The organism is Blautia sp. ZXY-1-C6, assembly GCF_056339875.1.
In genome coordinates, this window is sequence record NZ_JBWJVQ010000190.1 from 1 (window position 1) to 11,327 (window position 11,327).

The following is an 11,327-nucleotide window of genomic DNA, read 5'->3' on the forward strand; positions in this document are numbered from 1 at the left end:
TTTCTTCCGTATTATCCTCCCGCTTCTGAAACCGGTTATTGTTACCGTTACTATTCTGAATGGTATGTGGATCTGGAACGATTACCTTCTTCCTTCTCTGATGTTAGGACAGAATGGTAAGGTTAAGACTCTTCCGGTTGCTGTACAGGCGTTTGTTGGTTCTTATGTAAAACAGTGGGATCTGATCCTTACTGCAGCACTCCTGGCAATGATTCCGATGATCATCGTATTCCTGATTGCTCAGAAGCAGATTATGAATGGTATGGTTGAGGGTGCTATTAAATAGGCTTGCAAATACTTTTTTGAAAAGGCTGTCGTTTTCTTCATTTATTTGGAAAGCGACAGCTTTTTAATGATTTCAAAGGGGACGCGAAGAAAAATAAATGTTTTGAACCACGGCTGCGGGGGCAGGAACTCTAAGCCTTTGGAAATTTGCTAAAACCATGCCAGAAAAATTCAAACTCGCTTCGCTCAGACAGTGAATTTTTCTGACATAACGCAAATTCCCAAAGACTAAGAGTTGCTACACCCCCTGTAGATGTGGTTAAAAACATTTATTTTTTTTCGCTGTGAACTGGTTGGTACTGTGAATGATAGTATGGAAGTGCGTTATCGGATATGGAGTGGAGAAAAAACGGAACAGAAACGGAATAGAAAATGGTAGTATAAATTTACTGATATGGGCTTGAAATGTTGGAGGTTTTATAGTAATGTAAGTGATACAACGCTTAAGGCGAAGGCTGTCTCTGGACAGTCTATTTTTGTGAAGAAGGATGAGGAAAAGTTTTATGGAAAGGACAAAAGAAAGGTTATCGTTTCGTAAGAAGTTTATCGGTGACAGGAAATTTTATATGATGGTTCTGGCTGTGGCTGTTCCGATCATGATACAGAATGGAATCACGAATTTCGTGAGTCTGCTGGATAATATTATGATCGGGCGGATCGGTACGGAGCAGATGTCGGGGGCTTCCATTGTGAATCAGTTGATTTTTGTCTATAATCTGTGCATTTTCGGAGGGGTATCCGGAGCGGGTATTTTCACGGCGCAGTATTTTGGACAGAAGGATCACGAGGGTGTGAGGCAGACATTCAGATATAAGTTCTGGATGGCTGTGATTCTGACGATTGGAACGATTTTGATGTTTCTGACTGTTGGAGAGAATCTGATCAGTATGTATCTGCAGGGAGAGGGTACTGCGCAGCAGATTGCAGATACGCTTAAGTATGGAAAGCAGTATCTGGATATTATGCTGTTGGGACTGCCGCCGTTTATGATGGTGCAGATTTATTCCAGCACTCTGAGAGAGTGCGGAGAGACTGTTCTGCCAATGAAAGCAGGAGTTGTGGCAATCTGTGTGAATCTGTTGTTTAATTATCTGTTGATCTATGGTGTATTTTTCTTCCCGAGACTGGGTGTGAGAGGTGCGGCAATCGCAACTGTGCTGTCACGTTATGTGGAGGCTGCAATTGTAATAGGCTGGACACACAGGCATACGGAGAAAAATGCATTTGCAAAGGGGCTGTACAGCACGCTTAAGGTTCCTTCGAATCTGACAAAGAAGATTCTGGTCAAGGGTACACCGCTGTTGTTTAATGAGACTTTATGGGCTTCTGCCATGGCGATGCTGACTCAGTGTTATTCGATTCGAGGGCTGAATGTGGTTGCTTCGCTGAATATTTCCAATACCATCAACAATGTGTTTAATATTGTATTTATTGCGCTGGGAGATTCTGTTGCGATTATTGTGGGACAGCTTCTGGGTGCGGGAGATATGAAGAAAGCGAGAGATACAGATAACAAGATGATCGCGTTCTCAGTGATGTGCTGTACCTGTGTGGCAATGGTGATGTTTGTTATGGCGCCGCTGTTTCCGATGCTTTATAATACCAATGATGAGGCAAGGGAGCTGGCGAAGTATCTGATTATGATCACTGCATTCTTTATGCCGCAGAATGCGTTTTTGCATGCAACCTATTTTACTCTGCGTTCCGGTGGAAAGACGATTATTACGTTCCTGTTTGACAGTGTGTTTATCTGGTGTGTCAGTGTGCCGATCGCGTTTGTGCTGAGTCGTTATACAGGGATTCATGTGCTTGTGATTTATGCATGTGTGCAGCTGGCAGATTTGATTAAGTGTGTGATTGGATTTGTGCTGGTTAAGAAGGGTGTGTGGCTGCAGAATATTGTTTCATCATGATAAAAATTTTCAATAACATTTGGCTTGACTAACCGATATACTATAGTGTATTATCAGAAAAAATATTTATATTCTCTTTGCACTGCATTACATTCAACAGAATGCGAGATCAACAGTACAAACTGAGCAGGCGATGCCCGAGATGTTCGAGGGCATGGGGCCGGGCCGCGCGAAGCGGCAGCAGATATGAACATTTTCAGACATATCTGTGGGACAGTGTATGTTCCGCAGGTGTGTCTTTTTGTTTTCTGGAAAGTATGTTTTGGAAAGATTTTCTTTTAGAGGGATTTTTTTAGGAGGATTTTCTGAGACAGGTGCAGTTCCGAAATACAAAAAGACCCCTGTAAGACCGCACTTTGATAAGTCACAGAAAGGAAATATATTTTCTGACTGTGGCGCAATGTATGTGACATAAGAAGAACCTGTAAACTCAAATATAGGAAAGTACAAAAGCTTATATATTTGAAAAGAAAATTTAGGAGGTCCTGGTTATGGAACAGACAAAAAAATTAAACATGACAGCAATGTCAGACAAGACAAACAGTAACACAACAGCTAAGAAGGAAGAGCCTGCATGGGAACATAAGGTGGCAATGAAGGTATCAGGTGTGAGTATTGCAGTAAACCTGTTACTTTCCTTATTTAAATTACTTGCCGGAATTCTGGCACATTCAGGTGCCATGATCTCAGATGCGATTCATTCAGCATCTGATGTGGGAAGTACTTTCGTAGTAATAGTCGGTGTGAATTTATCCAGCAAAAAATCCGATAAGGAGCATCAGTATGGACATGAGCGGATGGAATGTGTATCTTCTATTATTTTGTCCGGGTTACTTCTGGCAACCGGTATCGGAATTGGTATGAATGGAATTGAGAACATTATTAAGAGTACTTCAGGAACAAGCATTGCAATTCCCGGAACATTGGCACTGATTGCGGCAGTTGTTTCTATTGTAGTGAAGGAGTGGATGTTCTGGTATACCAGAAGTGCTGCGAAGAAAATAAATTCCGGTGCACTGATGGCGGATGCATGGCACCATCGTTCAGATGCAATGTCTTCTGTTGGTGCATTTATCGGTATCCTGGGTGCAAGACTTGGCTTCCCGATCCTGGATCCACTTGCCAGTGTTGCAATCTGTGTACTGATTGTGAAAGCATCTGTAGATATTTTCAGAGATGCCATCGATAAGATGGTTGACCATTCCTGCGATGAGGCAACAGAAGAGAGCATGAGAGAAGTGATCATGGGAGTGAAAGGAGTGAAGGGAATCGACCTTCTCCAGACACGATTATTTGGTTCTAAGATGTATGTGGATATTGAAATCTCAGCAGATGGTGAGATTCCACTGAATGAGGCACATGACGTTGCAGAGAATGTTCATCATACTATAGAGAAAAATTTTAAAGACGTAAAACACTGCATGGTTCATGTGAATCCGGTGAATGAGTAAATAAAAAGCGAGACTGTCCGAAGTATAATCTGGGCAGTCTTTTTTTATTGAGTGATCATCTATGTGTTAAAGTTAAGCGAAACTTTTATTTTCTGTTCCTAGTGGAAATTTTACATAAATATAACATGGACATTCCATGGAATTGATATTCAAAGTTTATAATTCTAAACGTTATGGGATGTCAGAGTCAAAAGGTTTGACAAACGAAAGGATTTATTTATGAAAAAACAACAGAAAAAAAGCAAAGAAATTACAGCACCTGTATATATGATGAACAGAGAACTGTCCTGGCTGAAGTTTAATGAGAGAGTTTTAAATGAGGCGGGAAATCCAAGAGTTCCGCTTGCGGAGAGACTGACATTTGCTGCTATTTATCAGTCAAATCTGGATGAATTTTACAGAGTCAGAGTCGGAACTCTGATGGATCAGATGGAAGCATCTGAAATAATCCGTGAGAACAAAACCAATATGACCAGTGAAGAACAGGTAACTGCAATCCTTCAGGCCACCAGAAATCTGGATCAGAAAAAGGCAGCTATCTATGAACAGCTGATGGGAGAACTGGAGCCTTACGGAGTGCGTCTGATCAATTTTAACAGATTATCTGCAGAGGAAGGCAAGCTTCTGGAAACATATTTTGATCAGGAAATCGCACCGTATCTGTCTGCAAACATTGTGAGCAAACAGCAACCATTTCCATTCCTGAAAAATAAAAATATTTATGCAGTGGCATCACTGATGAGCAAGGGTGGAAAAACAAAAACAGCTATTATCCCTTGCAGTAATACTGTATTCAGACGTTTGATCGATATTCCTACAAGAAAAGGGACTTTCATGCTTTCAGAGGAACTGATTCTTCATTTTCTGCCGAAAATGTTTAAGAATTATGAGATCAGGGAGAAAGCGCTGCTCCGTATTACCAGAAATGCAGATATTGATACAGAAACCATTTATGATGAGGATCTGGATTACAGGGATGCAATGGAGAATCTGATCAAGCAGAGAAGACGAATGAATCCTGTAAGAATGGAGTTATCCAGAGAATTAAATAAAAAGATGATAAGTTCACTCTGTAAGGAGCTTCATGTGGATAAAGAACACGTATTTTTGACCAGAGTTCCGCTTGATATGTCCTTTGTATTCGGACTTCAGGGGTATCTGAGAAATACTGCCCAGGACAAACTTTTCTATCAGAGAAGAGCTCCCAGAATGACACCGGAGCTGGATGATAAGAGCCTTTTGATTCCACAGATTATGAAGAAAGATGTACTGTTATCCTATCCATTTGAAAATATCAGATCTTTTATTAATCTTCTGAATGAGGCTGCAAAGGATGATTCTGTTGTATCCATCAAGATGACATTATATCGTCTGGCGGACAAGAGTCAGATTGTAGATGCTCTGGTGGAAGCAGCAGAAAATGGAAAAGAAGTTGTTGTACTTGTAGAGTTGAGAGCCAGATTTGATGAGGAAAGCAATATTGAATATTCCAGAAAACTGGAAGAAGCTGGCTGCAGAGTAATCTATGGACTGAATGGATATAAAGTACATTCCAAGCTGTGCCTGATCTCCAGAAAAACAGATAAGGGTGTGTCCTATATCACACAGATCGGTACAGGTAATTATAATGAAAAAACATCTGCACTTTACACAGATCTGTCACTGATCACAGCAAATCAGGAAATCGGAAAAGAAGCAGCAGAAGTGTTTGCAGCTCTTCTGAAAGGGGAAGTTGTTGAGAAATCCAATCTTCTTCTGGTTGCACCGAAATGTCTGCAGAACAGAGTTCTGGATATGATACAGGAAGAAATCGACCAGGTGAAACAGGGAAACGAAGGATATATTGGAATCAAAATCAATTCCCTGACAGATAAGGTGATCATCAATAAACTGGTAGAAGCATCTCAGGCAGGTGTTAAGATAGAAATGGTTGTCAGAGGTATCTGCTGTCTGATTCCGGAGATAAAAGGATACACAGAGAATATCAAGGTTATAAGTATTGTAGGACGTTATCTGGAGCATTCCAGAATCTACCGTTTCGGTACAAAAGAAAGAGAAAAAATATATATTGCATCTGCTGACTTTATGACAAGAAATACAGTCCGTCGTGTGGAGGTGGCTGCTCCGGTTCTTAATGAGAAATTAAAAGAACGTCTGGACTGGATGTTCGAGACCATGATGAATGATGATGAAAAAGGAAAGAGACTGACAGAAACAGGAAATTATGCAGACAGAAGCCTGAATGATGTCAAACTCAATTCCCAGGAAATCTTTTATGCCATGGCATACAGCAATGCAGAGAAAATCCAGAAAAAAAGAGAAGATTGAAAAGTAGAAGATTAAGAAGAAATATTTGTTGACAATATTGTAGATTGCCTGAAAAAGATACTATGTGGATCAGTATAATAGATTCATATAGTATCTTTTTGATTACTTCTATGATTACTTTTGATTATCCGAGATAAAACGAAAACGCCCGAAAACCAGTAAATACAAGGCTTTCGAGCGTTTTTAAGAGCAGGGGATGAGAGAATCGAACTCCCACCAAAGGTTTTGGAGACCCCTATCATACCATTTGACCAATCCCCTATCAAAACCAACTTGTAAAATTTCTTTTACTGTTGCAATTATACATATAAAAGCAACGATTGTCAAGCTTATTGTGCATTTTTATTATAAAGAATTTTACAAAGAAAGAGCGGAGATGGAGGGATTTGAACCCTCGCACCGGTTGCCCGGCCTGCCGCATTTCGAGTGCGGTCCCTTCAGCCTCTTGGGTACATCTCCATATTAAGATTAGAAACAGTTCTGAAGTGTAACTGGAACTGTTTTTTATTATATAAGGAATCTACGGAAAGGTCAATTCTTTTTTTATTGACGAATTGGTTTTGCTGTAATAAGATAATAACAAAATGCGGTTGTGTACCCTCTGGATTGCTATTGTCCGGGGATAATAAGCAACTGCGAGGAAAGCAGATAGGTGACGATCATGACAGATAAAAAGAAAATAATTCTGGAGGCTGTGGAGAAGCTGACAGATACTTACCGTAAAGAAGAACTCTTTCTGGGAAAGGACAGAGAACGTCTTCCAAATAAGAAAGAGATCATTAACTTCATTAAAGATATGAGGTCTATTATTTTTCCCGGATATTTCAGTGTGGATTCCAGTGCCAGCGTGTTTCCGGAGCATTATGTGGCATATCGCCTGAATGATCTGTATGACTGCTTGCAGGAGCAGATTGAGATTGCATTTTTATATCAGGGTGAAGAAGAACAGAAGGCCAAAGAACATGCAGAGCAGATCACAGAGCGATTTTTTGCAAATGTTCCGGAAATCCAGCGTATGCTGCTGACTGACCTGCAGGCAGGTTTTGACGGTGACCCGGCTGCTAAGAGTAAAGAGGAAATTATTTTCTCTTATCCTGGATTTTATGCAATTTATGTATATAGACTTGCACATGTCCTTTATCTTGAGAATGTACCGTTTATTCCGAGAATAATGTCTGAGTATGCACATGGTTATACAGGAATTGATATTAACCCGGGCGCAACGATTGGAGAATATTTCTTCATTGATCATGGAACCGGTGTTGTAATTGGTGAGACTACAGAGATTGGAAGGAATGTGAAATTATATCAGGGTGTGACTCTTGGTGCGCTTTCCACCCGTCAGGGACAGCTGCTTGCCAATGTGAAGAGACATCCGACAATCAGAGATAATGTGACGATTTATTCTAACTCTTCTGTGCTGGGCGGTGAGACTGTGATCGGAGAGAATACGATCATCGGAGGTAATACCTTTATTACAGCATCTATTCCGGCAAACACCAAGGTCAGTGCGAAGAGTCCTGAACTTGTGATCAAGAAACCAAAAAGTGAAGTGGAAGCTACGAATGTATGGGATTGGGAGAACTGATCTCTGGTTAACACTGTAAACAGGAATTATTTTACAAATAAGCAGCAGGTGGAAATTTGCTTATATCAGGAGGAGTGAAAGCTCCTTCTGATAAACTGCGTAGCAGTTATTCGGTATAGAGCTGAGCAGCGAAACGGATGATTTTATCTGCCTGACAGAATTGTTTGTCAGATGATAATTTGTATATGTTGTTAAAAAAATAGAAAAAATTTAAATTTAGTGTTGACAAATACAGTTTCATCATATATACTAATATTCGTTGATGCGACAGAGATACACAGACAACAAGCTGTGCGGGTGTAGTTCAATGGTAGAACACCAGCCTTCCAAGCTGGATACGTGGGTTCGATTCCCATCACCCGCTTATGCGATAGTGGCGTAGTTGGTAACGCGCGACCTTGCCAAGGTCGAGACCGCGGGTTCGAGCCCCGTCTATCGCTCTTTTAACTGAATATCTGCGGGTGTAGTTCAATGGTAGAACACCAGCCTTCCAAGCTGGATACGTGGGTTCGATTCCCATCACCCGCTTGTGCGATAGTGGCGTAGTTGGTAACGCGCGACCTTGCCAAGGTCGAGACCGCGGGTTCGAGCCCCGTCTATCGCTCTTAGGACTTCGGATTTTCCGAAGTCCTTTTTCTTTTAAGAACCACTATAAAAGAACTGCGGCATATCCATTTGATAAATATGCCGCAGTCCGTTAGGAAGGATTATAGTATAGAATTATAATTTCAGATGTCGGCTTGTACTCAGGATTGTTCTGAGATAGTGTCGGAATCACCGTAAAAGGTCAGAAGATAGAGTCCGCAGATTCCAACCAGACCATATACGATTCTGGAAACCCAGCTCATGCTTCCGAAAAGGAGAGCGACCAGGTTCAGATTGAAAAAACCAATCAGTCCCCAGTTAACAGCTCCGATAATGGCGATAGTCAGCGCCGTATATCTTAAACATTTGCTTCCCATAAGTCACCATCCTTTCATAACCTGTCGCTGTATACAGCTTTTACAGGAATCATAAAGCTATTACATTTCATATTGTGCCATGAAAGACAAAAAATATGCACAGCAGGTTCAAATTAAATTTGAACCACTGTGCATATTTCAACAGAATTAAATAAGTTTTCTGCTTCAATTGAGAATATCTGTCTGACAATCGGATTATTTTACTTTAAGTATCTGTCTGGCATTTGCGTCTTCATCGAAGGAAAATGCCTCCTGTGCCTGAACCGTTACATCACTCTCATCTGTCAGTGTAAATGCCTGGCATACATTAACGGTCTGTCCGGGCTGAATCTCAGCTGTAAAATGATCGATGGCATCGTCATTATTCTCGGGAATCGCTGCCTCGCAGGATTCTCCATGCTGGTAAGCTTTTAGGCTGACATCAACCATTGCACTGGATGCAGAGGAAGAATTATTGGTGTAATCGTAATAAACCATAATACATGGATTTCCGGCAAAGTCTTTGGTGATCGTATGTTTGGTATATTTGATCGTAAATTTTTCTGTTGTGAGATTAAGCGTATCATCTGCAGATGCCTCCGGTGCATTGGAAGAAGAACCTGAGGAATCTTCGTTATCCATATTGTTGAGGGAGTTGTTTATTTCCTCTTCAACACTCTTGAAGTTTGCTGACATGATTTTTACTGTCTCATCATCCAGAGAAACAATTTTCCATCCGGAATCTGTTTTGATCACCGGATAGGTGATATCTGTTTCGAAGAATACATCTTTTTCCACTTTTTTTGCCTGTTCATTCAGAATGGAAGCAAGTTTTGCCTGTGTCTCTTCTTCTGTAAGCTGGTTTCCGGCATAAGCGTTGGAAACGATCTGACGGAGAAATTCAGTGATAGTCGCTTTATAAATATTGGTTCCGTCAATGTAAGTGATATGTGCTGTGACAGAAGCTGTACCATTCTGGATGTCGAATCTGTTTCTGGTGATCTTATAGGTCATCTTTTTGTTGATTTCTGAGAAGAAATCCGTGTATGCGGCATCGCGGATATCTGCATTGTCCAGTGCTGTGAGATCGCTGCTCTGGATCATGGATTCCATTGTATTGAAGTCCATTTTCTTCATACTGTCAAGAAAATTTTCAACTGCCTTGCGTGGCTGCTGTCGCTGATAGAAATAGAAACCTGTACCTCCGCCAATGACGAGAACCAGGATCAGAATGAAAATAATCAGCCCGGCATGTCCTTTTTTATTACCTTTTGTCATATTTCCTCCTGCCTTAGAGCATAACCGCTCTGAAACGTATTATGTTAAAAAGTTTCAATTTTATATCTGCAACAACATTCGTGCAGATGTAATGTTACTGAGAACAGAGTGAACAGTAACGATATAATTGATTATATCAGAATGCGTTGACAATGGCAATTGTCTTACTTATAATCAAAATTATAGAAATCAGAGCGGATAATATAAATATATAAGAAAATACAGAAAGAAGGCGTGGATTTATGAAGTATGAGAGTTCTTTTAAATCAGAAGCAGACGGGCTTGAGATTTCGGTCATGGCACTGATACCGGATAAGAAACCTTATCGTGCAGTTGTACAGCTGGTTCATGGAATGAGTGAGCATAAAGAGAGATATATTCCGTTTATGCAGTATCTGGCAAAGCTTGGATATGTGGTGGTGATCCATGATCACAGAGGACATGGAAAAAGTGTAAAAAATCAGGATGATCTCGGCTTTACATACGGTGGGGGAGCACAGGCGATGCTTCAGGATATCCGAACAGTGAACAGGAAAATCCATGCATACTATCCGGAACTTCCGCTGATTCTGATGGGGCACAGTATGGGTTCGCTGGCAGTGAGGGCATTTGTGGCAGAACATGACAGCTGCGTAGATATGCTGATTGTGTGCGGTTCTCCAAGCTACAATACTGCCATGCCTCTGGGAGTTGCCATTGCAAAGACAGAGAAAGCAGTCTTTGGACCGAGACACAGAAGTAAACTGATAGAAACAATGTCCTTTGGTGCAGGGGCGATGAAATTCCGAAAGGATAAGAGATGTACAGCCTGGATCTGTTCTGATCCTGATGTGGCGAAAGAATATGAGGAATCTGAAATGTGTGGTTTCACTTTTACGGACGATGCGTATCTGGCATTATTTGAACTAATGAAACGTGCATATGATGTGGAACATTTTTCCTGTACAAATCCGGATATGCCGGTACTGTTCGTAAGTGGAGCAGAGGACCCGTGTCTGATCAATGTACGTCATTTTGCAAAGACAGTGCGGGCTATGCGACGGGCCGGTTATAAAGACGTAAAGGGGAAACTGTATCCGGGAATGCGTCATGAAATTCTTAATGAGATCGGCAGGGAGCAGGTTTATCATGATATTGCTGTCTATATGAGAAAAAAAGGTTTCTGAGCGGATGTATAAAATGGAGAGATATCCGGTTAAACTATAACGATCTGTAACCATTTGTTGTTTGATGGCTGCGAATTGCTATAGAACCATTAAAATCCATTTTAAGAGAGGGGAACCGGATATTGGGAAAAAACAAAATGATATTGTTGCTGATACTTGTTTTCAGCCTTGGCTGTGCAGGCTGTACGGAGAAAAATCCGGCGGCAGAACAGGGAGAACTTGTAAAAAATGAGAGACTGTCGGAGCAATTCGGCAGTCTTTCTCGCTATTAGGGTATAAGATTTTACGTTTGAATAATTGTGCGTCGCATTCTCGTTACTTTAGTGATGAGTTAGACGCGCAAATTTTTTACCAAAAGAAAGAACGGATGTTTACTT

Annotated in this window: 9 protein-coding genes, 6 tRNA genes and 1 riboswitch; of the genes, 11 read left to right on the forward strand and 4 right to left on the reverse strand. The window is 41.0% G+C overall.

The features are described from left to right. From AC075J_RS10870 to ppk1, 4 genes are all read left to right on the forward strand, one after another. On the forward strand, positions 1-286 hold a 286-nt coding region (locus AC075J_RS10870; protein ID WP_476390315.1), incomplete at its 5' end, for an ABC transporter permease subunit. A 502-nt stretch (positions 287-788) separates the two neighbouring features. Further along, positions 789-2,198: an MATE family efflux transporter gene (locus AC075J_RS10875; RefSeq protein ID WP_476390316.1), complete on the forward strand. Its 1,410-nt coding sequence runs from the start codon at positions 789-791 to the stop codon at positions 2,196-2,198. 112 nt (positions 2,199-2,310) lie between these two features. Further along, positions 2,311-2,417, forward strand: a riboswitch (NiCo riboswitch). A gap of 305 nt (positions 2,418-2,722) precedes the next feature. Further along, positions 2,723-3,649, forward strand: a complete 927-nt coding sequence (locus AC075J_RS10880; RefSeq protein WP_476390318.1) for a cation diffusion facilitator family transporter — start codon at positions 2,723-2,725, stop codon at positions 3,647-3,649. A 219-nt stretch (positions 3,650-3,868) separates the two neighbouring features. Next, entirely contained in the window at positions 3,869-5,977 is a 2,109-nt protein-coding gene (gene ppk1 / locus AC075J_RS10885) for a polyphosphate kinase 1 (RefSeq protein ID WP_349062936.1), read from the forward strand. A gap of 190 nt (positions 5,978-6,167) precedes the next feature. Here ppk1 and AC075J_RS10890 read toward each other — a convergent pair. Next, positions 6,168-6,238 (reverse strand) — tRNA-Trp (locus AC075J_RS10890). 110 nt (positions 6,239-6,348) lie between these two features. Next, positions 6,349-6,436 (reverse strand) — tRNA-Ser (locus AC075J_RS10895). Between the two features lie 202 nt (positions 6,437-6,638). On the opposite strand from AC075J_RS10895, the gene epsC reads away from it, so the two are divergent. The 5 genes from epsC (at position 6,639) to AC075J_RS10920 (ending at position 8,169) form a co-directional block, all read left to right on the forward strand. After that, complete coding sequence (gene epsC, locus AC075J_RS10900; protein WP_055058738.1) at positions 6,639-7,565, forward strand: serine O-acetyltransferase EpsC; 927 nt, start codon at positions 6,639-6,641, stop codon at positions 7,563-7,565. Positions 7,566-7,858: 293 nt separating this feature from the next. Further along, positions 7,859-7,929, forward strand: a tRNA-Gly gene (locus tag AC075J_RS10905). 3 nt (positions 7,930-7,932) lie between these two features. Then, a tRNA-Gly gene (locus AC075J_RS10910) sits at positions 7,933-8,005 on the forward strand. A gap of 17 nt (positions 8,006-8,022) precedes the next feature. Continuing rightward, positions 8,023-8,093, forward strand: a tRNA-Gly gene (locus tag AC075J_RS10915). 3 nt (positions 8,094-8,096) lie between these two features. Continuing rightward, positions 8,097-8,169, forward strand: a tRNA-Gly gene (locus tag AC075J_RS10920). 142 nt (positions 8,170-8,311) lie between these two features. Here AC075J_RS10920 and AC075J_RS10925 read toward each other — a convergent pair. After that, positions 8,312-8,527 (reverse strand): DUF378 domain-containing protein, encoded by a 216-nt coding sequence (locus AC075J_RS10925; protein ID WP_025581288.1) that lies wholly within the window; start codon positions 8,525-8,527, stop codon positions 8,312-8,314. 195 nt (positions 8,528-8,722) lie between these two features. Then, on the reverse strand, positions 8,723-9,784 hold the full coding sequence (locus AC075J_RS10930; RefSeq protein ID WP_476390317.1) for a DUF5067 domain-containing protein: 1,062 nt from the start codon (positions 9,782-9,784) through the stop codon (positions 8,723-8,725). A gap of 242 nt (positions 9,785-10,026) precedes the next feature. Between AC075J_RS10930 and AC075J_RS10935 the strand changes: the two genes are divergently transcribed. Together AC075J_RS10935 and AC075J_RS10940 are read left to right on the forward strand one after the other, a co-directional pair. After that, complete coding sequence (locus AC075J_RS10935; RefSeq protein ID WP_173681901.1) at positions 10,027-10,950, forward strand: alpha/beta fold hydrolase; 924 nt, start codon at positions 10,027-10,029, stop codon at positions 10,948-10,950. 122 nt (positions 10,951-11,072) lie between these two features. Next, the gene (locus AC075J_RS10940) at positions 11,073-11,222 is read left to right on the forward strand and encodes a hypothetical protein (RefSeq protein WP_155512390.1); all 150 of its coding nucleotides are present in this window, start codon (positions 11,073-11,075) and stop codon (positions 11,220-11,222) included. Positions 11,223-11,327 lie beyond the last annotated feature (105 nt).